General features: G+C 64.9%; 20 protein-coding genes. 10 read left to right on the top strand and 10 right to left on the bottom strand.

Annotation, left to right across the window (positions count from 1 at the left end; translation table 11 throughout):
• Together aceF and lpdA are read left to right on the top strand one after the other, a co-directional pair.
• Positions 1–1,611, top strand: a 1,611-nt coding sequence (aceF, locus tag AC1DMG_RS09205; protein WP_477180438.1) for a dihydrolipoyllysine-residue acetyltransferase, incomplete at its 5' end; no start/stop codon positions are given.
• Between the two features lie 103 nt (positions 1,612–1,714).
• Complete coding sequence (lpdA, locus tag AC1DMG_RS09200; RefSeq protein WP_477180437.1) at positions 1,715–3,502, top strand: dihydrolipoyl dehydrogenase; 1,788 nt, start codon at positions 1,715–1,717, stop codon at positions 3,500–3,502.
• A gap of 67 nt (positions 3,503–3,569) precedes the next feature.
• Here the strand turns inward: lpdA and AC1DMG_RS09195 are convergent, their stop codons facing one another.
• From AC1DMG_RS09195 to AC1DMG_RS09170, 6 genes are all read right to left on the bottom strand, one after another.
• Entirely contained in the window at positions 3,570–4,601 is a 1,032-nt protein-coding gene (locus AC1DMG_RS09195) for a hypothetical protein (RefSeq protein WP_477180436.1), read from the bottom strand.
• A gap of 702 nt (positions 4,602–5,303) precedes the next feature.
• On the bottom strand, positions 5,304–5,972 hold the full coding sequence (locus tag AC1DMG_RS09190; RefSeq protein WP_477175081.1) for a hypothetical protein: 669 nt from the start codon (positions 5,970–5,972) through the stop codon (positions 5,304–5,306).
• Between the two features lie 52 nt (positions 5,973–6,024).
• The gene (locus tag AC1DMG_RS09185) at positions 6,025–7,905 is read right to left on the bottom strand and encodes a tetratricopeptide repeat-containing sulfotransferase family protein (RefSeq protein ID WP_477175080.1); all 1,881 of its coding nucleotides are present in this window, start codon (positions 7,903–7,905) and stop codon (positions 6,025–6,027) included.
• Positions 7,906–7,965: 60 nt separating this feature from the next.
• Positions 7,966–10,863: a TonB-dependent receptor plug domain-containing protein gene (locus tag AC1DMG_RS09180; RefSeq protein ID WP_441611497.1), complete on the bottom strand. Its 2,898-nt coding sequence runs from the start codon at positions 10,861–10,863 to the stop codon at positions 7,966–7,968.
• A gap of 170 nt (positions 10,864–11,033) precedes the next feature.
• Positions 11,034–12,137 (bottom strand): DNA polymerase IV, encoded by a 1,104-nt coding sequence (gene dinB / locus AC1DMG_RS09175; RefSeq protein ID WP_477180435.1) that lies wholly within the window; start codon positions 12,135–12,137, stop codon positions 11,034–11,036.
• Between the two features lie 381 nt (positions 12,138–12,518).
• The gene (locus AC1DMG_RS09170; RefSeq protein WP_477180434.1) at positions 12,519–13,844 is read right to left on the bottom strand and encodes a flavohemoglobin expression-modulating QEGLA motif protein; all 1,326 of its coding nucleotides are present in this window, start codon (positions 13,842–13,844) and stop codon (positions 12,519–12,521) included.
• 211 nt (positions 13,845–14,055) lie between these two features.
• Here AC1DMG_RS09170 and AC1DMG_RS09165 point away from each other — a divergent pair, with 211 nt between their 5' ends.
• Positions 14,056–15,387 (top strand): APC family permease, encoded by a 1,332-nt coding sequence (locus tag AC1DMG_RS09165; protein WP_477175077.1) that lies wholly within the window; start codon positions 14,056–14,058, stop codon positions 15,385–15,387.
• A 91-nt stretch (positions 15,388–15,478) separates the two neighbouring features.
• Positions 15,479–17,677 (top strand): beta-agarase, encoded by a 2,199-nt coding sequence (locus tag AC1DMG_RS09160; protein ID WP_477175076.1) that lies wholly within the window; start codon positions 15,479–15,481, stop codon positions 17,675–17,677.
• A gap of 120 nt (positions 17,678–17,797) precedes the next feature.
• Here the strand turns inward: AC1DMG_RS09160 and AC1DMG_RS09155 are convergent, their stop codons facing one another.
• From AC1DMG_RS09155 to AC1DMG_RS09145, 3 genes are all read right to left on the bottom strand, one after another.
• Positions 17,798–18,205, bottom strand: coding sequence for a hypothetical protein (locus tag AC1DMG_RS09155; protein ID WP_441605402.1), 408 nt, complete (start codon positions 18,203–18,205; stop codon positions 17,798–17,800).
• A 67-nt stretch (positions 18,206–18,272) separates the two neighbouring features.
• Positions 18,273–18,749, bottom strand: coding sequence for an Mpo1 family 2-hydroxy fatty acid dioxygenase (locus AC1DMG_RS09150; protein WP_441605403.1), 477 nt, complete (start codon positions 18,747–18,749; stop codon positions 18,273–18,275).
• Positions 18,750–18,880: 131 nt separating this feature from the next.
• Positions 18,881–19,777 carry a phosphoribosylaminoimidazolesuccinocarboxamide synthase gene (locus AC1DMG_RS09145; RefSeq protein WP_441605404.1) on the bottom strand — a complete coding sequence of 299 codons (897 nt, stop codon included), beginning with the start codon at positions 19,775–19,777 and terminating at the stop codon, positions 18,881–18,883.
• Positions 19,778–19,969: 192 nt separating this feature from the next.
• On the opposite strand from AC1DMG_RS09145, the gene AC1DMG_RS09140 reads away from it, so the two are divergent.
• The 3 genes from AC1DMG_RS09140 (at position 19,970) to rpe (ending at position 21,902) form a co-directional block, all read left to right on the top strand.
• Positions 19,970–20,320 (top strand): c-type cytochrome, encoded by a 351-nt coding sequence (locus AC1DMG_RS09140; RefSeq protein ID WP_477175075.1) that lies wholly within the window; start codon positions 19,970–19,972, stop codon positions 20,318–20,320.
• Entirely contained in the window at positions 20,317–21,123 is an 807-nt protein-coding gene (djlA, locus tag AC1DMG_RS09135; RefSeq protein ID WP_441605406.1) for a co-chaperone DjlA, read from the top strand. The genes AC1DMG_RS09140 and djlA overlap by 4 nt, the downstream gene beginning before the upstream one ends.
• 98 nt (positions 21,124–21,221) lie before the next feature.
• A complete protein-coding gene (rpe, locus tag AC1DMG_RS09130; RefSeq protein WP_477175074.1) occupies positions 21,222–21,902 on the top strand; it encodes a ribulose-phosphate 3-epimerase in 681 nt (226 codons plus the stop codon).
• 253 nt (positions 21,903–22,155) lie between these two features.
• Here rpe and AC1DMG_RS09125 read toward each other — a convergent pair whose 3' ends face one another.
• The gene (locus AC1DMG_RS09125; RefSeq protein ID WP_441605408.1) at positions 22,156–22,287 is read right to left on the bottom strand and encodes a hypothetical protein; all 132 of its coding nucleotides are present in this window, start codon (positions 22,285–22,287) and stop codon (positions 22,156–22,158) included.
• Between the two features lie 384 nt (positions 22,288–22,671).
• Between AC1DMG_RS09125 and pdsR the strand changes: the two genes are divergently transcribed.
• From pdsR to AC1DMG_RS09110, 3 genes are read left to right on the top strand one after another with little or no spacing between them, the layout of a single operon-like run.
• A complete protein-coding gene (gene pdsR, locus AC1DMG_RS09120; RefSeq protein ID WP_046972653.1) occupies positions 22,672–23,361 on the top strand; it encodes a proteobacterial dedicated sortase system response regulator in 690 nt (229 codons plus the stop codon).
• Positions 23,361–23,948 (top strand): hypothetical protein, encoded by a 588-nt coding sequence (locus tag AC1DMG_RS09115; protein ID WP_477175073.1) that lies wholly within the window; start codon positions 23,361–23,363, stop codon positions 23,946–23,948. The genes pdsR and AC1DMG_RS09115 overlap by 1 nt, the downstream gene beginning before the upstream one ends.
• Before the next feature lie 25 nt (positions 23,949–23,973).
• Positions 23,974–25,986, top strand: coding sequence for an ATP-binding protein (locus AC1DMG_RS09110; RefSeq protein WP_477180433.1), 2,013 nt, complete (start codon positions 23,974–23,976; stop codon positions 25,984–25,986).
• Positions 25,987–26,028: the final 42 nt, after the last annotated feature.

Raw genomic sequence — 26,028 nt, 5'->3', positions numbered from 1 at the left:
GAACAAGGCCTGGTCACGCTGGAATCGGACAAGGCGACCATGGAAGTGCCGGCCCCGTTCGCGGGCACGGTGAAGGAAATCAAGCTGAAGGTGGGCGACGAGGTGTCCGAGGGCGCCCTGATCGCCATCATCGAAGCCGACGGTGAGGCTGCCGCGCCTGCTCCCCAGCAGGCTGCCGCGCCGGCCAAGGCCGAAGCGCCCGCCAAGGTCGCTGCTGCGCCGRCCCCTGCGCCGGCTGCCCCCGCACCGGCACCTGCTGCGGCTCCCGCCGGCGGTGGTGGCGTGCAGGAAGTGAAGGTGCCCGATATCGGCAGCGACGACGTGCCGGTGATCGAGATCCTGGTGAAGGTGGGCGACACCATCACCAAGGACCAGGGCCTGATCACGCTGGAATCGGACAAGGCCACCATGGAAGTGCCGGCCCCGTTCGCGGGTGTGGTGAAGGAGATCAAGGTCAAGATCGGCGACGAGCTGTCCGAAGGCAGCGTGATCGCCCTCGTGGAAGCTGCCGGTGGCGCCGCTGCGCCCGCACCGGCTCCCGCTCCCGCACCGGCTGCCGCCAAGGTCGCCGCGCCGACGGTCGAAGAAAAGCCTGAGCCCGTCGGTGGCCGCAGCGTGCTGCCGGGCAATGCGCCCGAAGGCGACGTGGCCCCCACCGCGCGTCCGCCGTTCGATGCCGGCATCGTGATGCCGGGTGACGCCCCGTACGCCAGCCCCGCCATCCGCGCTTTTGCGCGCGAGCTGGGCGTGGACGTGCGCCAGGTGAAGGGCACCGGCCGCAGCGGCCGCATCCAGCGCGAAGACATCACCGGTTACGTGAAGCACGCACTGGCGTCGGGCGCACGTCCCACCGGTGCACCGGTCGCCGCAGGCGGCGGTCTCAACCTGTTGCCGTGGCCGAAGGTCGACTTCAGCAAGTTCGGCGAGATCGAAGAGAAGCCGCTGTCGCGCATCCAGAAGATCTCCGGCGCCAACCTGGCGCGCAACTGGGCGATGATTCCGCACGTCACCCAGCACGAAGACGCCGACATCACCGAGCTGGAAGCCTTCCGCAAGAAGCTTGGCGAAGAAAACAAGGATCTGAAGATCACCCCGCTGGTGTTCCAGATCAAGGCCGTGGTTGCCGCGCTGAAGAAATTCCCGCAGTTCAACTCCTCGCTRGATGTGTCGGGCGAGAAGCTGACCCTGAAGAAGTACTTCCACATCGGCATCGCGGTGGACACGCCCGATGGCCTGGTAGTGCCGGTGATCCGCGACTGCGACAAGAAGGGCCTGCTGGATCTGGCCACCGAACTGGGCGAGATCTCCAAGAAGGCGCGCGACAAGAAGCTGGGTCCGAACGACATGTCGGGCGGCTGCTTCTCGATCTCCTCGCTGGGCGGTATCGGCGGCACCTCGTTCACGCCGATCGTCAACGCACCGGAAGTGGCCATTCTTGGCGTGTCCAAGGCGTCCATGAAGCCGGTGTGGAACGGCAAGGAATTCGCCCCCCGCCTGATCCTGCCGCTGTCGCTGAGCTACGACCACCGCGTGATCGACGGCGCGCTCGCCGCGCGCTTCGCCACCTACCTCGCACAGCAGCTGGGCGACATCCGCCGCCTGCTGCTCTGACGCGCTCTTAGCTCCCTCTCCCCTCCGGGGAGAGGGCTGGGGTGAGGGGCCAATCTTGCGTCGGTCCCTCACTGCGTAGCGAAAAGAAATTCAAGGATTCCCCATGGCAAGCACCATCGAAATCAAAGTCCCCGACATCGGCGGTCACGACAACGTGCCGGTGATCGAGGTGCTGGTGAAGGTCGGCGACACCGTCGCCAAAGAACAGAGCCTGATCACGCTCGAGTCGGACAAGGCCACGATGGAAATTCCGTCGAGCGCCGCTGGCGTGATCAAGGAACTGAGGGTCAAGGTAGGCGACGAAGTGTCCGAAGGCGCGCTGATCGCGGTGCTGGAAGTGGCCGATGGCGCCGCCAAGGCAGAAGCGCCCAAGGCCGCAGCTGCCGCACCGTCGCCCGCTCCGGCCGCTGCCGCGCCCGCGCCGGCACCTGCTGCAGCACCGGCACCGAAGGCCGCTGGCGCCTCGGGCCGCACGCCCGACATCGAATGCAAGCTGGTCGTGCTCGGCTCAGGCCCGGGCGGCTACACCGCCGCGTTCCGCGCCGCCGATCTCGACGTCGATACCGTGCTGGTCGAACGCTATGCCTCGCTCGGCGGCGTCTGCCTCAACGTGGGCTGCATCCCGTCCAAGGCGCTGCTGCATGCGGCAGCCGTGATCGACGAAGCCGAGGCCATGGCCGCGCACGGCGTCACCTTTGGCGCGCCCAAGCTCGACCTGGACAAGCTGCGCGACTTCAAGACCAAGGTGGTCGGCAAACTCACCGGCGGCCTGGCCAGCATGGCCAAGCAGCGCAAGGTGCGTACCGTGCAGGGCGTCGGCACCTTTGTGTCGCCCAACGAAATGGAAGTCCAGACGGCCGAAGGCACCAAGCTGCTGCGCTTCGAGCACGCCATCATCGCGGCCGGCTCGCAGGCGGTGCGCCTGCCGGCCTTCCCGTGGGACGACGAGCGCATCATCGATTCCACCGGTGCGCTTGAGCTCAAGGACGTGCCGAAGAAGCTGCTCGTTGTCGGCGGCGGCATCATCGGCCTGGAAATGGCYACGGTGTATTCCGCTCTCGGCAGTGAAGTGACCGTGGTCGAGTTCATGGACCAGCTGATCCCCGGCGCCGATGCCGACCTGATCAAGCCGCTGGCGCAGCGCCTGGCCAAGAAGCTCAAGGGCGTGCACCTGAAGACCAAGGTGGTCGAGGCCAAGGCCGGCAAGAAGGGCATCGAGGTCAGCTACGAAGGCGAAAGCATTCCCGAAACCACCGTGTTCGACCGCGTGCTGGTCGCCGTGGGCCGCTCTCCCAACGGCAACAAGATCGGCGCCGAGAAGGCKGGCGTGGCSGTGACSGAYCGYGGCTTYATCAACGTCGAYAMGCAGATGCGCACCAATGTGCCGCACATCTAYGCCATCGGCGACMTSGTCGGYCAGCCSATGCTGGCGCACAAGGCCACGCACGAAGCACGCGTGGCGGCGGAAGTCGTCGCCGGCATGAAGAGCTACTTCGATGCACGCGTGATCCCGTCGGTGGCATTCACCGATCCGGAAGTGGCATGGGTCGGCGTCTCCGAGCGCGAGGCGAAGGAAAAGGGCCTGAAGATCGGCGTGGGCAAGTTCCCGTGGGCGGCCAGCGGCCGCGCGATCGGCATCGATCGCACGGAGGGCTTCACCAAGCTGATCTTCGATGAGGAAACCCATCGCATCGTGGGCGCCGGCATCGTCGGCCCGCACGCGGGCGACCTGATCAGCGAGCTGTGCCTGGCCATCGAGATGGGCGCGGAAGCGGCCGATATCGGCCTCACCATCCATCCGCATCCCACGCTGGGTGAATCGGTGGGCATGGCGGCCGAAGTCTACGAAGGCACCATCACCGATCTCTATATTCCGAAAAAGAAGAAGTAAGCGATCGCATCGTGATGCACACGAAGAGCCCGGGGAAATCCCGGGCTCTTCTTTTTTGGCGAAGCGATCAGTTCGATTCGGTGAACTGGATCGACGGCGTGGACCCGCCGGAAGCGGTGCAGCTGCCGAGGTTGAGGTTGTTGCTCTCGCCGGTGGAGCCGGAGTTGGCCACGCAGGACGGCACGGCGGTGGAGCCATCGGTGACCGCAAGCTTCACGGTGATGGAGGAGCCGCTGTTGAACTGGGCTTCCGAACCGCCGGCATTGCCGACCACGTTGAACTCGCCGACCTTCCACACGCTGGCCAACAAGAGCACGCTGTCCTTGCCGCTGGAGCTATAGGCCGTGGTGCCATTGGTGAATACCACGGTGTCATTGCCACCAGCGGTGACGGTGCCGGTGAGCTTCACATTGCCCAGCTGCGTGGCCGCTACATCGGGTGCCGACGCCGCGGCGCTGTTCTTATAGCAATCGCCTTCACCGTCGCTGCCGAAACCGCTCGGGCAACGCGAACTGCCCCAGCCGATCAGCCAGTACTGCATGAACACGGCCGCCGAACCCTGCACCTCGTAGTCAGGCGCGTAGACGAACTGCTGCCACACCGTGCAACCCGAATGGCTCTTGCACACCGACGTGGTGTCGTCGAAGCTCGAATTGATCTGCAGCGAGTATTCGTTTGCGCCCAGGATGCCGCCGCCGCCATAGGCCGCTACGCCAACACCCTTCTCCGAGGTAACATCCGTCACCGACGGGAAGCTGCCCACGGCCTGCGTGATCAGGCTGCTGGTCTGGATGGTGTAGTCATTGCCGTTGCCCGCGGTTTGCGCAGCGCCACTATTGAACAGCTTGAAGCGCGGCACCGGCGCGACGCGCGGCTGCAGCGCGTGGCAGGCAGCCTGGTGCCAGATGACGCTGGGATAAGTGGCTTGGAAACAGCCTTCCGACGGCGTGGCGATGTGCGCCATGCTCTCGCGCCAGCTGGCCTGTGCCTGTTCTTCCAGCGAACCGATGCGGTTCGCCGTCTGGGCGGAAACGACGGCAGGCAGGCAGGCGGCGGCAATCAGGCCGGCAAGAACAGCGATCTTGGTTTGTGCACGCATTGATTTCTCCCTGATACGCGAATAGCTATTGGTTTCGACCCCGGGGAATTCCGGTGGCCGATCACAGGCAACAACTAACCCTCACGCCAGCAACGGAACGTTGCAGCGCGTCACTTGCGGTTGCGTTGATCCTTCCGGACGGAAGGAGTTGGAGCGATCACGTTTCGATCACGAACACTCAGAAAACCCGGTGATGGCGAGTGCTCTGCCGGGTTTGGTAACGCATAAAAATCATTGTTGCAAATCGAAATAAAGTGCGTCCGCCGCTGTAAGCAATTCGACAGCAAGCCCTGCATCGATCAAAGCGACGCGAGCTATTGAGTACAAACAAGTTCTTGTTTCGCGCATTAGGTGAACTTGCGCGTATCGATTTCCATGCTGTCGCAAAATTGCACGGACGCGAATGGCGCCATTGCGACGCCTTGATAAAACCTGCCTCGACGTGCTTCGTGCATGTCGCAGAGTGCTTAAAACAAGCGGTTTTCGTGATGCCGGCAATGTCTGTGACGTGCTGCGCACTTTGCGCACAGCGGCGCGTCGAGTTGTGACTGGTTCGTGAAGTCTTTCGGCGCGATGCATGGGATGCGAGCCACGCCGCATGCAGTGCGCAGTTTCATCGCGTTGTATTGCAGGGTGACTGCGATCACGTGAAGCGATGTGGCGCCACCGCCTTGCGACGGCGCCATCAGCTGCTGAAGTCGATCAATGCTCAGTCTTCGCCAGTGCAGCCTTGATCGGCTTCGACGCGTCTTGCAGGTACGCGATGGTCTCTTTCGAGCTGTTGATCATCTGCTGCGACACACTGAGGAATTCCACCGGGTCGACATCCCTGCCCAGGTTGATGCGCGTCTGCAGGTTGATCATCCGAGGCGCGTCGAGCGCCACCGTCGCGTTGTGCGTGGTCCAGCTGGCGGCATCGCGTACGGCGGCGTAAGCGGCGGTGTACCGATGCAGTTGCGCAACGTCGATCCACGTGGCCGACTGGTTGGCGACGGCGACGTCCCAGGCCTGCGTGTTGAAGGCGGGCCAGTTGATGCTGAGCCGGAAACCGCCGTTCAGCTCGCGGATGTGCTTGTTGATCTCGGCATCCGGCAAGCCTTTTTGCACGTCATCGTGGATGGCCTTGTCGATGGCGATCAGCGGCGCGAGCTTTTTCTCGTCGGTCTGGATGGCCGACTGGATGTCGCGCAGCATGGTGTCGAGCTCCGAATCGATCTGCGTGCTCGCATACTCGGCGGCGTGACGATGGTGCGCGCCCTCGATCCACTGTTCCAGGCCCAGCGCGGTCAGGATACTGAGCACGATCATCAGGTAGTGCTGCAGGAATTCGCGCAGCGAATGCATCTTCACCTTGGGGACTTCGAAATGCATGTTGAATTCTTCCATCGCGGTCATCAAACGCGCGGTGCCGCGGGCACCGCATTCAAGGGTTGGTTTCGTAGCCCAGCCGATCCAGCATGGGCTGCAGGATAGGCAGGACCGGTTCGAACATCTCGCGATAAGCGTGCCAGCGATTGACCGCCTTGCGATGGATGCCCTCGGTGACCTGCGCATAGCTGGGCGTGCTGATGTAACCCTTCGCCCGTGCGTGCTCGGCAAAGCGCGCCATCGGCGTGCTGTCCTCCAGCTGCAGGAATTGGCCGAGCCTGGCGACGTGTTCGTCGAAGCGGGATACCACCGATTCGTAGCGCCACTCAAGCACGCGCGGCGCGAAGACTTCGACATGGCGGAACCAATGATCGAATGCATCCACATAGCCACGCGCCAGCCGCTCCAGCGACGAACACAGCACCATGAACGCCGGTGAGCGAAAGGCCTGCATATAGCAACTCAGCAGGACGTCGCAGGGATGGCGCAGGCACAGGATGATGCGCGCTTCCGGGAACAACCGCATGATCATCGGCAGACACAACATGTTCAGCGGATTCTTGTCGACCAGCTGCCGGTCGCCCAGGTCCGGCGCGACTCGGCGCACGACGTCGGCGTAGATGCTGCGCAGCTGCTCCGCATTGCCCTGGGTGAGTCCGGCAAGATCGGCGGGATAGGACTGCCCCGCCAGCTGCATGCGCTTGATCAGCTCATAGATGAAAGCGCGCTCATCCATCGAACGGAAGCGTGGATGGGCGTCGAGCATCTGCTCAAGCAAGGTGGTACCCGAGCGCGGGAAGCCGACCACGAAGACAGGGCTCGCATCGCTGCCCGGAGCACGCAGGGCTGACCAGCGATCATGCGCGAGCCGGCTGACGGTGTGCTCCACCATCTCCAGCGGCTGACTATCTTCCTCCAGCATCTCCGGCACGAAGTCGCTGGCAAAGCGCAACTGCGCGGCATGTGCTTCCTGCAGTGCTTGCCAGGCCTCATCGTGCCGACCCTGCTTGTCGCGTATGCCGGCGAGGCTGAAAGCGGCATTGGCCTGCAGATGGGCGTCGCTGCGCTCGCCCTGCAGTTGTGCGAACAACTGCGCGGCCTGCTCGCGCTCGCCGTCACGGGCCGCCAAATTGGCGTGCACCTGGATGCCGGCGTGGCGCAGCTCCCACTCGGCTGGCGGCAGCGAGCTCAACATGTCCAGCGGCAATTCGCTCAACTCGGCGCGGGCCTCCTCAAGACGATTGCTGCGCTCGTGCATCGAGGCGCGCAGCGCCGTGATCCGCCGCATCAGGGAAACGCGCTCTGGCCCCTCGGGCAGGATGGCTTGTGCCAGGCTGTGGAAGGCGCTGTCCTGATAGCCCAGGCTCGACAGGATGGTGGCCAGGATCAAGGCCTGGTCGGCCGTCTGCGCAGGCCACGCGTGCGCGCCTTCAAGCATCACCTCGGCGCCGCGGGTGTCGCCACAAAAGTGGCAGGCGTAGGCGGCCTGCAGGCGTGCCTCGATGAAGGTGGGCGCGAGTGTGACGGCTTCGAGCAGGATTTCTCGGGCCAATAGCCAGCGCTGTTGCTGTGCGTAGAGCAGGCCGAGGTTGTAGCAGACCTCCGCTTCGTGCGGCGCGAGCTCCAGGGCCCTGCGCAGCGCCTCTTCGGCGAGGTTCAGCTTCGACGTCTGTCGGGCGACGATGCCCAGGTTGTTCCAGTACGCGGAGACGTCCGGACGCCGCTGGGTGAGTTCGCGGCAAAGGACAAGCGCATCGTTGAGGTGACCTGTCGCCTGCTGCGCGGCGCTGAGCAAAAGCAGGCTGGTTTCATCGGCCTGGGACAGCTTGCCGATCGCGCGACCCAGTTCCAGCACGCGGGACATGTCGCCAGCGTTATAGGCGGCAAGCATGCTGGCCGCCAAGGCAGTGGGCGATGGATGTGCAGACGTGCTCATCGCCCGATCTTAACAGCGGTGTGGCCGCAGCGAGAGCTGCGGCCACACGCCTTTCTTCGTTTAGAACTTCACCGTAGCGCGTGCCCAGTAGTAGCGGCCCATCACGTCATACGTTGCCGTATCGACGTTGTAGTTCAGGCCGTTCTGGTACACCAGCGGCGGAATGCGACCGCTGAGGTTGTCGATGCCCAGGTCAATCTTCGTGTGGATCGCCGCCCACTCGTAGCCTGCCTGGATGTTGTGGTACGTGATGCCACCCATCGGCATGGACACGGCCTGGCCGGTATCGGCGTAAGACGTGAGGTTGTTGAGGTGGTTGATGTAACGGCTCTGCCACTGGGCGCTCCAGTTGCCCAGTGCCCAGTTGATCGTCAACGCACCGCGCCAGCGGCTGATGTTGCCGAACTGCTGGGTGTAGGTGCCGGCATAGTTGATCGTCTCGGCACCCGGTGCGCCCGGGGTGGCGTCGTTCTTGAACGTATCGATGTACGTACCGCTGAGCGACGTCTTGAAGTTACCCGGGTTCACGCCGGCCACATCGAAGTGCGGGATGGCGTAGTTCAACGTGAAGTCGACGCCGCTGGTGCTGAGGTTGCCCAGGTTGACGTACGGCGTGTTGACGTAGTTGATGCCACCCGGGATCGAGGTGCCGGTGCCGTAGCGGTTGATGAAGGGGCAGTACGGGCTGCCGTTGTCGGCGTAGCACTCATTCAGCACGGTCTGCGCCTGAATGATGGTCAGCATGTCCTTCAGCGTGATGCGCCACAGATCCACCGTGCCCGACGCGCCTTCCAGCCAGCTCGGCGAGTAGACGAAGCCCAGGTCATAGGACTTGCCCTTTTCCGGCTTGAGCGTGCTGCCCACCGTCGCCGCACCCGAGTAGTGACCCGCAATCTGCGTATTGAGGGTGCTGGTGTAGTTGGTGTTGGGCGGCATGAACTGACAGGCCGCTGCGTGCTGCTGCAGCTGGGCTGCCGACAGGTTGTAGCACGGGTCGTTGACGGTCGGGTTGGTGATGGTCTGGCCGTCATACAGCTCGTCCAGGTTCGGCGAGCGGAACACCTGCGAAACGGTGCCGCGGACCAGCAGGTCCTGGATCGGACGATATTCCACCGCGAACTTGCCGTTGGTGGTGGTGCCGGTGGTGCTGTAGTTGGACGTGCGCAGGCCAAGGTCGACGTTCAACGAGTACGCCCAGGGCTGTTCGGAAAGCAGCGGGATCAGCGTTTCAGCGTAGATTTCCTTGACGTTGATGCTGCCGCTGGCCGGCGAACCGCAGGCTTCCTGCAACACCACGCAGGTGCCCTTGGAGATGTCGAGCAACGCATCGCTGGTGACGGTGTAATCCATCGTGTTCTTGCGATACAGCACGCCGGTGGACAGCTGCATGGTGCCGGCGGGCAGATCCCACAGGCCGCCCGACGCGTTGGCCTGCACCTGCTTCATGGTCTGCGTCATGGCGTAGACCGGGTTGCTCACGCCATTCTTGAGCTGCGCGGTCACTGCCGGATCGGCCTGGTCGAAGATATTCGCGCCCGCATCGATCGATGCCTGCAGGGCGGGAATGTTCACTTCGTTGAAGTTGGTCTGCACGCGATGCGTGCGGCCGTAGTCGACGCTCGCGTCCCAGATCCAGCTGTTGTTGCCACCGAAGTCGCCGCGCAGGCCCGCATTGACCTGCTGGTTATCGGTGCTGAAGGTGTGCACGCGATTGCCCACGCCGGTGAGGCGCGTGCTGATCAGGTTGTTGCCTGCCACCGCCGGATCACCGAACGGCACGCCGAACGGGTTGTTCGGATTGTTCGCGGCCACCGACCAGCCGTCCGTACCGCTGGTGGGTGCGGGCGCGTCCTGGCCGGACGAATGCGTGTGGTTGTAGAACGCATCGCCGAAGAAGGTGACGTGGTCGTTGATCTTGTAATTGCCGAGCACGAACAGGTTGGTGCGCTCGGACTGGGTCTGGATGTAGTTGAAGGCGTTGTAGTTGTAGACGTCGCTGGCGTTGTTGAAGCAGCGATAGTCACTGGGGCTGCTGCCGTTGCCGCTGGCCAGGGTGAGCAGGCCGGAGGTGCAACCCGCGGGCAGGTTGGGATTGCCCGCAGGCAGCTGGAACTTGCCGGTGGGAACCGTATGCGAGCCGGAGATCTGCGGGCCGGAGCTGTACAGCGACAGCTGATGCGCCGAGAAGCTGCGACGCGTGGCGATCACCGGATCCTGCTTGTTGTAGTCGATGCCCGCGACGATGTTGCCCTGGTCGCCGGTGGCGCCCACGGTGAACTGGCCACCATGACGCTGGCCATCGCCATGCGAGGAGATGCCGTCGTTGACGCTCAGCTCGGCGCCCTTGTAATCCTTGCGCAGGATGAAGTTCACCACGCCGCCGACCGCGTCCGAGCCATAGACCGTGGAGGCGCCGTTGGCCAGCACGTCCACGCGCTCGATCATGTTCTGCGGGATCATGTTGAGGTCGGGGTTGGCCAGGCGCTGGCCGTCGATCAGCACCAGGGTACGGTCGGTACCCAGGCCGCGCAGCGATACGCGTGCTGCGCCGTCGCCGCCTTCCAGCGTCGGGCTGGCGACGCCGCCGCCGTTGCTGTTGTTCTGCGTATTGGTCGCGTTGCCCGAGACACTGGGCAGCTGCTGGATCACATTGCCCAGCGTGGGCGAGCCGTTATTGGTGATCGCCGTGCGATCGATGGTCACCACCGGGTTGGCGGTTTCCGCGTCGACGCGGCGGATCAGCGAGCCGGTGACCGAAACAGCAGTAAGCGTCTTGGCCGTGGACTTGCTTGCGGCCTGGTCGGCGGTCCCCTGAGTCTGTGCGTTCGTTTGGGCCTGGTCGCCCGTTGCGTCCTTGTTTGCGACGTCCTCGGCCTGGGCCATCACGGCCGTGGAAGCGATACCTACGGAAAGCGCTAAACGTACCGCTATCGATAGTCGATTGTAATTGGACTGCATGGTTGTCTCCCCGAATTCGTAGGCAAAAGAGTCCCCGCTATAGGCGCCTAGACGTCTACAGGTGTTGCACCGCTTGATGGGTTCCCCGAGTCCACTGTTTCAGGAAATAGAGATCGAGACAAGACCTCTTTAACAATTCTTTCGGCCTAGGTTTACTTCCTTGCGTGGTTTCAGTTGAAACCAATAGCTCCAAACAGGTCGCTTTGCGCGACAAAGCTGTCGGCCTCCACGAAGCCCGCCAGTCCTACGCCGACCAGGCGATAGCGGGTTTGCGCCGGTCTTTCAACGCGATCACGCAGGGCACAAGCGATGTCGGCCAGCTCCCTCGCGGAGTCCGGACGTGAAGCTGGCGTGAGACTACGTGTCAGCGTGTGGAAGTCCGACGTCTTCAGTTTCAGGACCACGGTGCGCGCCACGCGCGCATGGTCGCCCGAAGCCTCGCGTTCGTGCGCAGCCCAGGCTTTTTCAGCCAATCGGCGTATATGCGGTTCGATCTCGTCCAGCGTCAGGTCGTGCTCGAAGGTGTCTTCAGCCGATACCTGCAGGGTGGGGCGATCAGGCTGCACGGGGTGGTCGTCGATGCCGAGCGAGAGCTCGTGCAGGCGTCGTCCCCAGCGCCCGAGGCGTTGTTCGAGCTCGAGCGCGTTGAAGCTGCGCACATCGCCGACAGTGACGATGCCCAGCTCGGCAAGCCTGGCTTCCATCACCTTGCCCACGCCGGGTAGGCGGCCTACCGGCAGCGGTGCAAGAAAGGCGGCAACCTGATGTGGGCGCACGACGAAGAGACCGTCAGGCTTGCGCCAGTCTGACGCAATCTTGGCAAGAAACTTGTTGGGCGCGACGCCAGCGGAGGCGGTGAGTTGGGTTTCTTCGCGAATCGCGTCGCGGATCGCCTCCGCCGTGGCCGTCGCCGAGGGCAGCCTGGTCAGGGTGGTGGTGACGTCGAGATAGGCCTCGTCCAGCGACAGCGGTTCGATCAGCGGCGTGTGGCGCGCAAAGATCTCGCGCACCTGCCGCGACACCGCCTTGTAGCGGCTGAAGTCGGGCGGCACGAACRCCGCCTGGGGACACAGTCGCTCCGCGCGGACGGCAGGCATGGCCGAGCGCACGCCGAACTTGCGCGCCTCATAGCTTGCCGCACACACCACCGAGCGCGCACCGCGCCATGCGACCACCACGGGCCGGCCGCGCAACGAGGGATCGTCGCGTTGCTCCACCGACGCGTAGAACGCGTCCATGTCCACATGGATGATCTTGCGGGGTCGGGCGGACACGGTGCAGCGGTTGGTGGGAGAGGGGCATAGTCAAACACGAAACGGTCTCTCCGGCGCGTGGCGTGTCGGGCACAGGGTGCCCTCCCACAAAGGCGCGGTCACATCGGACCGCACCCCTCCCACAAATAGCGTGGTCACATTGGAGGACACCCCTCCACAAATAGCGCGGTCACATTGGAGGACACCCCTCCACAGATAGCGCGGTCACATTGGAGGGCCCCCTCCACAAATAGCGCGGTCACATTGGAGGGCCCCCTCCACAAATAGCGCGGTCACATTGGAGGGCCCCCCTCCACAAATAGCGCGGTCACATTGGAGGACACCCCTCCACAATGAGCGCGGTCACTGTGGGAGGGCACCCTGTGCCCGACTCGCGTTCCCTCATTGCCACAAGGTATGCAGGCTCTCGTCAATCCGCTCGTCCTCAAACTCCACGAAACGGTTGAGATCAAACGTATCGAGACGAAAACGCTGCGCCGCCGTAAAGAACGCCATCAGCGACAGAATGCGCTGCGGATTGCGCGCCCACGGCGGCACGTAAACCGCGCGGGCGATCAGGCCATCGTGCAGATAGGGACTGAGCGTGATGACGTCGGAGGTCGTCACGCGGCCGGCAAACAGCATGGGCAGCATTTCCGCATGCCCCGCCTGCAGCACTTTGCGGATGAACACATAGATGAGCATCACGCCTTCGAGATAGGCGCCATCCTTGGTGAAGCAGATGCGGCCCTTCGGATCGCCGCCGCGGAAGATGCGCGCCGCGCTCTGGTAGCTCTCGGTCGGCGTCTGCCCGGCTTCGAGAAAGCCGCGGAACACTTCGATGAAGTCGGCGCCATCAAGCGCGTTCTTCACGGCGACCACGCGCAAGGCGATGCGACGCAGCCGGTTCAGGTCGATCGCACCGGTGATGATTTCCGAGAACGTGRCCAGCCCTTCCTGCGTGCGCGTGGTGCGGGGCGCGCCCAGTCCCAGTGACTTGAAATAGGGCTGGTGCTTGCCGTTGAGCGAGGTCGCGGTATGCACGAACGCTTCGTGCTCAGTGAGCTGCTCCAGATCCAGCGCGGAAAACAAGGCAGTCGAACGCAGATTGATGCTCTTGCTGCCGGCCGTCGCTTTTGAAGGCAGATCCGGGTCGAGCACCACCTCGACCTTGTCCTTGTCGAAAAACGGGCCCAGCCGCTCGCGCAGGCGCCGGGCGAATTCCTCGGCGGGTATGTCGGCGGCGACACGCGGGATCTCTTCGCGATGGATCAGGTCGTCGCTGATGGCGAGCAGATCTTTGGCAGCGTCGACGGCATTGGAGGTCTGGCTGCGATACGTCGTGTCGGGGCGGCCATAGAGCGCGGTGGAGCATTGCGTGAAGCGTTCGGTGCCGATGTTCATCAGCATCTGCGCGGCCGTGCGGTAGCTCCACGCCGTCTTGAACAACCAATTGCCGATGGGATGCCCGCGATCGATCTTGTCCATGATGGCCTTCAGCGCGGCCGCTTCGCTGCTGAGGTCCGGATGGCGCACGGGAGGCTGCGGCAGCACCGGATCACCTTTCTCCCAGGAGGCGAGGAACGGCGCTTCCATGGATGCGGGCCAGTCGATGGCCTTCAGCACGCGGATTTTCTTGCCGACCTTCAAGAGTGCGTGGTCGCACTCAAGCAAGGGGCCGAGAGTCTTGTCGTCTTCGGGACGAACGGCGCTTGCGACGGTGCTCATGAGTCCTCCTCAGGGGCTGGTCGGGCGTGGCCAGCGCGCAGCGACGGAAACCTGGACTGTGCCCCCTCGGCCGTGACGCGTTGGCGAAGGGCCGCGCCTGCGGCCGAAAATTTCGCGGCGGTCCAGCATGTTGCAGCGAGATGTCGAAGAGTCGGCGCCAGTCGGCTATCGTCCGGGGCTCGATCTGTTGCGTAGGAAGCCGTGCCGCCCCATGACCGCTGAGACTTCTTCCGCGTATCTGCGCCGCCTGGGTACCTGGGATGCCGCGGCCATCGTCATCGGCGGCGTGATTGGCGCCGGCATTTTCCGCAGTGCCTCCACCGTGGCCGAACGCACCTCCTCCGGCGCGCAGCTGCTCACCCTGTGGGCGATCGGCGGCCTGCTCACGCTGGCCGGCGTGCTCTGCTACGCGGAGCTGGGCGCACGCCGGCCGCAGGCAGGTGGCGTCTACATCTATCTGCGCGAGGCCTATGGCCAGCTGCCGGCCTTCCTGTTCGGCTGGACCATGGCGCTGATCAATTACCCCGGCAGCGTCGCCGCCGTGGCCACCACGTTCGCCGACTACACGTGCGCCGCGGTCGGGCTCTCGCCGCAGATGTGGGTGAAGCCGGTGGCGGCGGGCGCCATCGCATTCATCGTGGGCGTCAATTTCTTCGGCATACGCGCGGGTTCGCGCATGTTGAACGTGTTCACGCTCTTGAAGCTATCGGCCATCGCCTTGGTGGTGGTCACTGGCGTGATCCTGGCGCATGGCCAGTTTGGCAATGTGCTGGCGACTGACACCACCAAATCGCTGCCGCCGGGCGCCCTGCTCGGAGCCTTGCTGCCGGTGTTGTTCACCTATGGCGGTTTCCACTATCTCAACGATCTGGCCGGCGAAGTACGCGAGCCGCAACGCACGCTGCCGCGCGCGCTGGGCCTGGGCCTGGGCGGCGTGGTCGTTTGCTACGTGCTGGTCAACTTTGCGTATCTCGCCGGGCTGGGGCACGCGGGCCTCGCGGCAAGCCAGGCGCCGGCAGCGGATTTGATGCGCCACCTGTTTGGCGAAAGCGGCGCCACGCTGATTGCGGTAGGCATCGCCTGTTCCACCTTCGGCTACTGCAGCATCGCCATCGCGGGCGGTGCACGCGTGCTGCAGACCATGGGCGCGGACGGCATGCTGTTCGGCCCGGTGGGTCGCATCCATGCACGCTCGCATGCGCCGCGCGTGGCGCTGGCGGTGCTGGGTGGCTGGGCCATCGTGCTGGTGATCTCCGGCAGCTTCGGCCAGCTGGTCGACTACACCACCGTGGGCGAGTGGTTGTCGCATGCGTTCGGCATCTCCACGCTGTTCTGGTATCGCCGCCGGTTCCGCGACGAGCCGTCGCCGTACCGGGTGCCGTTGTATCCCGTGTTGCCGCTGCTGTTTGTCTTGACCGTGCTGGGCGTGATCGTGGCGACCGCCATCCATTCCCCCGGCGACGCAGGCATGAGCCTGGTGCTGATCCTGGTGGGCGTGCCTGTCTACTACGCGTGGCGTGCATGGCAGCGGAGAGCGATGTGAACATGCCAGTGCAAAAACATGCGCCCGCCCAGCAAGGCGTCCTTCAGACGGCACAGGCATACTGCCGCCATTTCCCTGCACCGAGCCGCCGATGAACCGGATCGTTTTCCTTGCCATCGCGTGCCTGCCGGTGCTTGCGGGTTGCCATAAGGCAAGCGACACCGACCGGGCCGATCTCAGTCATGCCGCCGCCAAGCCTGCTCCTACGGCGAGCGCTCCCGCTGCACCGGTACCCACGCCCGCGCCGCCGTCGCCGCAGACCACGCTCGATCACGTCGTGCTCGACGGCAAGCCGGTCACGGTGCAGGGCATGTCCTTGCAGCGTTATGTATTCCAGCCGGCGGCGCAGCCGCAGGTCACGGTGATGCTGGACAAGGGCGACTGGTCGAAGGAAGGCTCGCTGCGCGTAGACATGCAGAATGCGATGCAGTGGGCGGTGACGCTCACCGTCGACATCGATGGCGCGAAGCCCGGCGAGCACCTGCATACGACCGTCGGCATTCCCGCCGGTGCGCCGCAGACGCTGGTGATACCGCTGCACGCCACCTCGCCGCGCGCAATGGGCATGCAGGCCGCTCCGCCCATGCCTTATATGGCCGGCGGCAAGCGCGTCTTCGTGGCGACCACGGTGGAAGGCACGCTGGATCTGGCGCATGTGAAGGCCGTGCGCCTGGGCACGCCCGCACCGACGGCGGCGCAGACCTTGATGTTCGGCAAGCTCGAGACGTCGCGCGGCGATCATGATCTTCGCGATGCCTATACCGGCATCGTCGACGCCTGGGGCCAGTACACGCGCGGCCAGTGGCCGGGCAAGGTCGATACCGATGAGGTATTGCGCGGCGGTCGTCCCAAGAGCAAGCCGGGCGCGACGGTCGAGGCGCCGGCGCCGCGCAAGGGTTTCGACCGCTATGGCGGTCGCACCGATGTGCCCGCGTTCAAAGCCACCGGCTGGTTCCGTACCGAGCAGCATGATGGTCGCTGGCAGCTGGTGACGCCGGAGGGGCATGCGTTCTTCTCGCTGGGCGTGAACGTGGTTGACGACGACGGCGGCCGCACGATCATCGAAGGCCGCGAATTCATGTTCAGGGATCTGCCGCGCGACAGCGGCCGCTGGGCGCCGTTCTACGGCACCACCGGCAAGAGCGGCGGCGACCAGGGGGCGTCGGCGGGCATCGCCTATCACCAGGGCAAGTGGTTCGATTACTACTCGGCCAACCTGTTCCTGGCCGATGGCCGGCATTGGCGGCAGGCGTGGCGCACGCGCACCATCGAGCGCCTCGACAACTGGGGCTTCAACACCCTGGGCAACTGGAGCGACGACGCACTGAGCCAGATGCATCGCATGGCGTATACGCGTTCGGTGAATATCGCCGGCGTGTTCGGCAATGTCTCCAGCGGCTACGACTACTGGGGCCGCATGCCTGATCCATTCGACCCGCGCTTTGCGCAGGCGGCCGATGCCGCCGCGGCGCAGGCGGCCAAGGAAGTGCGTGACGACCCGTGGATGCTCGGCTATTTCGCCGACAACGAACTGGCCTGGGCGGGCCAGGGTCCGCAGGGACGTTGGGGTCTGGCGCAGGGCACGCTGCGCGGCGAAGCGCGCAGCCCGGCCAAGCAGGCTTTCATCGCGGAGTTGAAGAAGAAGTACGGCACGCCGGCGAAACTGGCGGCGGCCTGGGGTATCTCGCTGGATTCATGGGATGCGCTCAACGCCACCAACTTCGCGGCGCCCCATCCGGACGAGGCGCATGCCGCCATCGCGGACGATTACAGCGCGTGGCTGCGCACGTACGCGGATCAGTATTTCCGCACCGTCTCGCAGGCCATCCACAAGCACGATCCGCATCACCTGTTCCTGGGCGGACGCTTTGCCGTGCACACGCCCGAAGCGGTGGCGTCATGCGCGCAGTTCTGCGACGTGGTGAGTTTCAACGGCTACGCCGATCTACCCGAGCATGCGTTTGACGCAGCGGCGTTCGCCAAGCTCGACAAGCCTGCCTTGATCACCGAGTTCCATTTCGGCTCCGACGACCGCGGTCCGTTCGGCAAGGGCGTGGTACCGGTGTGGAACGAGCAGCAGCGCGGCGAGGCGTACGCGCACTACGTCGCCGACGCGGTGGCCAATCCGTCCATCGTGGGCGTGCACTGGTTCCAGTATGTCGACCAGCCGGTCACCGGCCGCGTGCTCGATGGCGAGAACGCGCACATCGGCCTGGTGGCGATCACCGACCGGCCGTTCACGCATTTTGTCGAAGCGGTGCGCGCGGCGAATCGCAAGACCGGTTACTGACAACCGGCGATACCCTTGTAGGAGCGCACTCGTGCGCGACCGCGGCGCCGGGTTGTTCCTCGCGGACTGATGTCGCGCACAAGTGCGCTCCTACACAAGAAGGGCAGGCGCGAGACGAGATCAGGCGAGGCTGGTCGCCGCCCCAAACGCCACTGCCATCACAACAGCCACCGCCATGCACGCACTCGCTGGCCGGATGCGATGCGCATCGATGCGTGGAATCAGCCGCCACAGCACAAACACGCCGACGATCATGTCCACCACCAGCGCCCCACGCAGTAGCGGTGAGGCGAGCAGCAGTGCGTACGGCGGTTTGGTGTGACCTTCATGGATGGCCACGCCGGCCACGATCAGCAGGCCGATCAGATTCCAGACCAGGCACGCCAGATACGTGCGGTTGAACACCACCGGACAACGCTCCACCCAGCGCAGCACCGACCACGCGAGTATCGCGAAGAACAACGCGCCGATGCTGCTGTAGAGCACCCACCAGAGCAGGGTGCTGATTAGGGTAAGCAGGGTGGTCATGCAGTGTTCCTGGTTCTTTTGTTCCTCATTCCGGCCTGCGCCGGAATGACGGGTAGGGGCGGGCGCCTTAGATACCCACGCGCCGCAACAACTTATCCATCAACCAAGCCGGCCCCACCAGCAGATACGCCAGGTCGGTGAAAAAACTCGGCCGGCGACCTTCAATGGCATGGCCAATGAACTGCCCAATCCACGCCACCACGAACACGCCGATACCGGTAAGCAGCAAGTTGTGCGCACCCAGCGTGCGATAGGCGAACTCGGTGAGCAGGCATAGCAGCACCAGCACCACGAACAGGGCGGCTGCGAGGCGGCGGGACTTCTTCCAGTACCAGGTAAACGCCAGCACCAGGGCAAGCACTGACCAGAAGCCGGGGCGGCCGATCATCGGCGGCACCGGGATGGTCCACATCATGGCGATCGCGCACCACAGGATCAGCGGCACGCAGATCCAGTGCAGCAAGCGGTTGGTCGGGTTTTGATGATCGCTGCTGTAACTGTCGAGCCAGCCTTGCATGCCTTGCGTCGAATCGGTTGCTGCCATCGTTGAGCCCCCCGCTCATGGAAAAAGATGGGATATCTGCCACGCCGCATAGGAGTGGCCGAGTCCAGCTGTCGACGGAACGCTAGCACGCCCTCGCGCGCAATCCACCCGGTGCGATCAATCGCCGCCGATCAATCGACGGTGATATTGGCCAGGCGCTGCAGCGCTTCGGCGTACTTGGCCGAGGTGGCCGCGATGACATCGGCGGGCACGTTCGGGCCGGGCGCGGTCTTGTTCCAGTCCAGCGTTTCCAGGTAGTCGCGCACGAACTGCTTGTCGTAGCTGGGCGGGCTGATGCCCACCTGATAGGACTCGGCCGGCCAGAAACGCGAAGAGTCGGGCGTGAGCATCTCGTCCATCACRTAGAGCTTGCCGGTCTCGTCGCTGCCGAATTCGAACTTGGTGTCGGCGATAATGATGCCGCGCTCGGCCGCATACGCCGCCGCCCACTTGTAGATGGAAAGCGTCGCCTCGCGCACCTGCTCGGCCAGCTCGGGGCCGACGGCGGCGACTACCGCATCGAAGCTCACGTTCTCATCGTGGTCGCCCACGGCGGCCTTGGTCGACGGGGTGAAGATCGGCTCCGGCAGCTGCTGCGCCTGCTTGAGCCCGGCCGGCAGCTTGATGCCGCACAGCGAGCCGGTGGCCTGATAGTCCTTCCAGCCCGAGCCGATGATGTAGCCGCGCGCAATCGCTTCCACCGGCACCGGCTTCAGGCGGCGCGTGACCACGGCGCGCTTTTCGTACAGCTTCAGATCGGTGCCGGCGGGCAGCACGTCGGCCAGCGGCACGTCGAGCAGGTGGTTGGGCACCAGGTGCGCGGTCTTGGCGAACCAGAAGTTGGAAATCTGCGTGAGCATTTCGCCCTTGCCCGGAATCGGATCGGGCAGCACCACGTCGAACGCCGACAGGCGGTCGCTCGCCACGATCAGCAACCGGTTCCCAGGCAGCGCATAAACGTCGCGCACCTTGCCGCGATGGATCAGCTCAAGGCCCGGAAGATTCGATTGCAGCAGGGTGGTGGGCACGTCGTTCGCTCCTGAGAAGGCCGACCTGGCATGGCAGGCCGGAAATCGGCGGTACGACCCCGGACGGGTCGCGATCAAGCCCGCCATTCTACCGGGTGACGCCAGGGCGCGAGGTGTTGCGACCTCAGGTCCCTCCCGGCAGGGCTAGGAGCGGCTGCTAGACTGGGCGCTTTTTGAGCCCGGGTCTTTGTCATGGTCCAGCCGCCCAGCCACCGTCGGCGTTTGTTCCGGCACCTCCCATTCGCCCTGTTGGCGTGGGTTGCCGTGGCCTCGGTGCAGGCCGCCGCGCCGGCCAAGCCGGCGCGCCTGGGGCTGTGCGCCGCCTGCCATGGCGAAACCGGCATGGCGCAGATTCCGGGTGCACCCAATCTCGCCGGGCAGAAGCTCGATTACCTGCGCGAAGCGCTCAAGCAATACCGCGACGGTCGCCGCAACGTGCCGTTGATGCGGGCGGCGATCGGCCCCATGAGCGATGCCGACCTCGATGAACTGGCGCGCTGGTACAGCGCGCAAACGCCGTCGCCCACCCAAGGCAACCCATGAATTTCACCTGGACCATCTGGCTCGCCCTCTTCGGACTGATCTTCGGCCACGGGCTGCCCGGCGCCGTGGTGGGCGGCATCACCGGTTTCATCATCGACAGCCTGCGCCAGGGCCAGCGCCGTCGCGCCACGCCCCAGGCCGGCGGTTACATCAGCCCGCTGTTCGCCTTGCTGGGTGCCGTGGCCAAATCCGATGGCCGCGTGTCGGAGGCGGAAATCGCCGTCGCCGAGCGCCTGATGCAGCGCATGGGTCTTGAACAGGACGCACGCAAGCAGGCCGTCACCGCGTTCAACGCCGGCAAGCAGCCGGAGTTCAACGTGACGCCGGCCATCGAGGAATTGCGCCGCTGGGTGGGCCTGCGCCGCGACCACGCTTTCCCGGTGCTGGACGTGGTGATCGAGACGGTGATCGCCGAAGGCAATCCGCCGCCCGAAAAAATGGCCATCCTGCGCCAGCTCGCTTTCGCGCTGCGCGTGAGCGACATGGAACTGATGGCGCTGATGGCGATGAAGGGCTATGCCTGGAACGCCAGCGGCGGCTCGCGCGGCTATGGCCAGCGCGGCAACGGCGGCTACGTGCCGCCTCAGCGCAATACGAACGGCCCCGATCCGTACACCGTGCTCGGCATCGCGCGCGATGTGGACGACCGCGCGGTGAAGCGCGCCTATCGCAAGCTGATTTCCGAACACCACCCCGATCGCCTGGGCGACCTGCCTGAGACGATGCGCAAACAGGCCGAATCGCGCGCCAGCGAGATCAATGCCGCCTACGAGCGGATCAAGGCCGAGCGCGGGTTCAAATAAACTCTGCCGTGACCTGCAGGAGCGCACCCTGTGCGCGACCGCAGACCATCACGACACCTCAGGTCGCGCACAAGGTGCGCTCCTACAGGAAACCGAATATGAGCAAGCAAACCAACGTCATCGCCCCGTCCATCCTCTCCGCCGACTTCGCCCGGCTGGGCGAGGACACCGCCAAGGCGCTGGCCGCTGGCGCGGACTGGGTGCACTTCGACGTGATGGACAACCACTACGTACCCAACCTCACCATGGGTCCGATGGTGCTCAAGGCGCTGCGCGACTACGGCATCACCGCGCCGATCGACGTGCACCTGATGGTCAAGCCGGTCGATCGCATCGTGCCGGACTTCGCCAAGGCCGGCGCCAGCGTGATCAGCTTCCATCCGGAAGCGAGCGAGCATGTGGATCGCACCCTGGGCCTGATCAAGGATTCCGGCTGCCAGGCAGGCCTGGTGTTCAACCCGGCCACCTCGCTGGACTGGCTCGACTATGTGATGGACAAGCTCGACCTGATCCTGCTGATGTCGGTGAACCCGGGCTTTGGCGGACAGAAGTTCATCCCCTCTGCGCTGGACAAGCTGCGTGAAGTGCGCCGTCGCATCGATGAAAGCGGCAGGCCGATCCGCCTGGAAATCGATGGCGGCGTGACGGCGGCGAATATCGGGGAAATTTCGGCGGCGGGCGCGGATACCTTCGTGGCCGGCTCGGCCATCTTCAACGCGCCGGACTACCAGGCCGTGATCGCGGCCATGCATCAGCAGCTGGCCGCCGTGCGCGGCTGATCAGCGGTTCCGGGCAGAAAAATCCCGGCGCTGTTAACGCCGGGAGAAGTTTCGTCGGAACGACGTGTGAGGAGACCACACAACGGCCGCTGATCCACGGCAAGAATCCGCGACCGTCAGAACTTCTGACCGGGTTTTTGCGATTTGGTTCCCGTCGAGACGTCATCATCTTTCGATAGCGCTTTGTTAACGCTAGAAAAAAATCCCCGCCGGTGGGCGGGGAAGGAACGTGCCTAGGATGGGAACACGGTGGTTACATGGGTTGCCAGTCGGGGTCGGGTTCGTCCGCCCCGGCGGCCGGCGCGCTTCCATGCGCACCAGCCGCTTCCATGGCTTCCACGGGTAAGGAAAAGAAGGGGTCGTTCAGGTCGAAGTCGCTGCTCATAGCGGGTCTCCTCAGTGCAGGCTCATGACCAGGCCCAGTAATAGCCCACCGAGTGCCAAGATCACGCGAAGCGGCTCAAAACCCCGCAATTCGGCGTTGGGATCGACATGGGCTTGATCGGTGGGACGCATCACTGGACTCCTGCAAGGACGAGCCCATTGAGCGGCCGGCAAGGGCATAGGGCGGGACCCGGATATGGCAAAACGCGGGCAAGATCGGCCCGGCCTCGGGCGGCCACGCCCGATCGTGACGCCGGTCCCACCTTCTGTGGCGGCCAGCCGGCCCAACATGGCGAAACGCGGGCATTGCGTGGCGATGGCTTGCGCGGCCTGGGCCCAGGCTTCACGCTGCGCGGCGTTGCCAGGGAATCCTCAGGAGTGAAGCATGGGCCGCAGTATCGCCATCGTCGAAGACGAGCCGCTGATCCGCGCGAATTACGTCGAAGCGCTCAACCGCTTCGGCTATGAGACGCGTGGCTACGGCTCGCGGCAGGAAGCCTCCAGCGCGTTCGCGATGCGCCTGCCCGAGCTGGTCATCATCGACATCGGCCTGGGCGACGAGCCCGAAGGCGGCTTTGACCTGTGCCGCGAACTGCGCGCCAAGTCGGCCACGCTGCCGATCATCTTCCTCACCGCGCGCGATTCGGATTTCGACGTGATCTCCGGCCTGCGCCTGGGCGCGGACGACTATCTGAGCAAGGACACCAGCCTGCACCAGCTGGCGGCGCGCATCGCGGCGCTGTTCCGCCGCATCGAGTCGCTGAAGGTGCCGGCCAGCAGCGAGACGGTGATCGAGCACGGCCCGCTCAAGCTCGAGTCCGAGCGCATGCGCATCACCTGGAACCACGAAGAGATCCCGCTCACCGTCACCGAGTTCTGGATGGTGCACACGCTGGTGCGTTTCCCCGGCCACGTGAAGAATCGCGACCAGCTGATGCGTGAGGCCGAGTTGGTGGTGGACGACGCCACCATCACCTCGCACATCAAGCGCATCCGCAAGAAGTTCATCGCCGTGGCGCCGGAGTTCGACGCCATCGAGACGGTGCATGGCGTGGGTTATCGATGGAAGCCGTGATGAAGCGCTGGTGTTGGGGGCTGCCGTTGTTGCTGCTGGTATCCATTGCGCAGGCCGCGCCTGCAGACAAGGTGGCGAGGGTATCCGGCGCAGCGGATGGGGACGTTCCCGGCTGGACGATTCGGGCGTCCACGCCTGACGGCTGGACGCAGGACTGCTGCATGTACGCCAAGGCGATCGGCGTGAACCTGGTGATGTACAAGGGCGAATGGACCGGCGAGCCCGAGCGCGTGATCGTGCTCAACGTCTGGAACGCCAAGCTCTCCTCGCTCGAGGCCGAATTGCAGGACGACAGGCATCGCTATCTGGAACGCGATCCGGCCGGCAAGGCGAGCGTGTTCGCCGTCGACAACAAGACGGTGAACTGCCGCGGCGTGCTGTTCGAAGGCAGCGACCACAAGGACGATGCGGTGGTCTTTTGCGATCCCGGCCTGGCCAGCGGCATCCGTTTCAGCTGGTCGATGACGCTGGCGCATGACGATGCACAGAAGGCGGACCTGCTCGCCTTGTTCCGCCACGTGGCCGGGCTGTCGCAATACACCAGGCAAGCGTCGGCCGGGCAGGGTGCTGCCAAGACGCAGCATTGAGCGGCGTTTTCAGTATCGTCGCGCCATGAACCTTCGCCACAAACTGCTGCTGGTCGCCCTCTGCACGCTGGCCTTGCCGGTGGCCGGCTGGTTGTACGTGCGCCAGATGGAAACGCTGTTGCGTGAGGGCCAGGCGCAGGCGCTGACCGCCTCGGCGCGCGCCATGGCGCGCAGCCTGGTCGTCACCGATGCGCCGCTGCCGCCGGCAGGTCCCGTGTGGTACGTGCAGGAGGCGAGCAATCCCATCACCATCGACGGCTACGGCGACGACTGGGCGCCGCTCACGCCGTGGAGCCAGCCGCTGGACAAGCGCGGCAAGCTGCTGCTGGCCGAAGATGCCGACTGGCTCTATCTGTATGCCGATGTGCGCGGTGCGCAGCGCACACGTGCCGATGCGGACGATCCCACCGCCTTGCGCGCCGATCATCTGGTGTTGAGCCTGGGCAAGGGCGATCAATCGCGACGCTACCTGCTGGCCAGCGCGGCGCCGGGACAGTTGACTGCGCGTCCGCTGGATCCGCCGGTCGATGGCCTGCCCACGCGCATCACCGCGCAATGGCAGGAAGACGGCGGCGGTTATCGGGTGGAATTGCGCGTGCCGCGCAGTCCCGGGCTGGATGCCCTGGGGCTGGCCGTGTTCGATCCGGCCACCGGCGGCGATCCCGCGGCGGTGCAGAGCCGCCCGTTGGTGACTTACTCCAGCGCGCTGTCGAAGGAATTGGGCCTGCTCGCGCTCGACGGCGTGCAGGCGCGCGTGCTCGCGCCCCAGGGCTGGCTGCTCGCGCAGACCGGCCGCCTCGCCACCCCTGCATCGGCGCCGGGCGATCAGCCGGGCTGGTTTGCCTCGCTGGTGTATCGCTCCCTGCTCGCCAATCAGGTGGACGACGCGGAGTTGTGGACGCAGGACGTGCCGCGGCTGGATGTGAGCGAGGTGCACGAAGCAAGCCTGGGCAAGCCGGCCACGCTGTGGCGACAAGGCGAAGCCCGCGGCAGTGTGGTGCTCGCGGCCGCCGTGCCGATCGAACGCGATGGTCAGGTGCGCGGCGTGCTGCTGCTGGAGCAGGCCAGCCGCGCGGTGCCCTTGCTCGCCAACCGCGCACTGCTTGGCCTGTTGCTGACCAGCTTTGGCGTGCTGCTGGTGGCGGGCGCGATCCTGCTGATCTTCGCCACGCGCCTGAGCATTCGCCTTGGCCGTCTGCGCGACGCCGCCGAGCGCGCGCAGTTGAACGATGGACGTCTGGACGGCCCATTCCCGATGACCTCGTCGGAAGACGAGATCGGCGATCTGGCGCRCAGCTTCGAGCGGCTGTTCGAAGTCGTGGGTGGTTACACCGATTACCTGCGCACGCTCGCGTCCAAACTTTCTCATGAATTGAACACGCCGCTGGCGATCGTGAAATCCTCGCTGGACAACCTCGAGCACGCCTTGCAAGCCGAACACGCGATGCCGCCGGACGCGGCACCGTATCTTCAGCGCGCCCGCGATGGCGTGGCACGGCTGGGCATGCTCGTGCGTGCGATGAGCGAAGCCAGCCGGATGGAACGCTCCATCGCCGCGGCCGAACCGGAAGACGTGGATCTGGTCGAGGTCGTGCGCGGATGCAGCGAGGCCTATCGTCCGCTTGCGGGCACGCGCAGGATGCAGGCGGTACTGCCGCACGACGCTCTGTTCATGCATTGCGCACCTGAATTGATCGCGCAGGCGTTGGACAAATTGTTCGACAACGCGCTGTCGTTCACGCCGGAAGATGGTTGGCTGCGCCTCACCTTGCGCGCCACCCACGATGGCGCCGAGATCGAGCTCGCCAATCAAGGGCCGCCCTTGCCGGCAGCCATGCAGGGGCGTTTGTTTGATTCACTGGTGAGCTTGCGCGACAAGGCGACGCCCGGCGATGCGCCGCACCTGGGCTTGGGCCTGTACGTGGTGCGCCTGGTCGCCGAGCGCCACGGCGGCGTGGCAGTGGCGCGCAATCTGGAGGACGGCAGCGGCGTGGCGTTTACGCTGCAGCTGCATGGAATGCCGCGGCAAAGGCTCTGAAGCGAAGCAAACGACCCCTGTGGGAGCGCACCCTGTGCGCGA

It is taken from the genome of Dyella sp. 01N36 (genome assembly GCF_056399745.1).
This window is presented reverse-complemented; position numbering and strand designations above follow the sequence as displayed.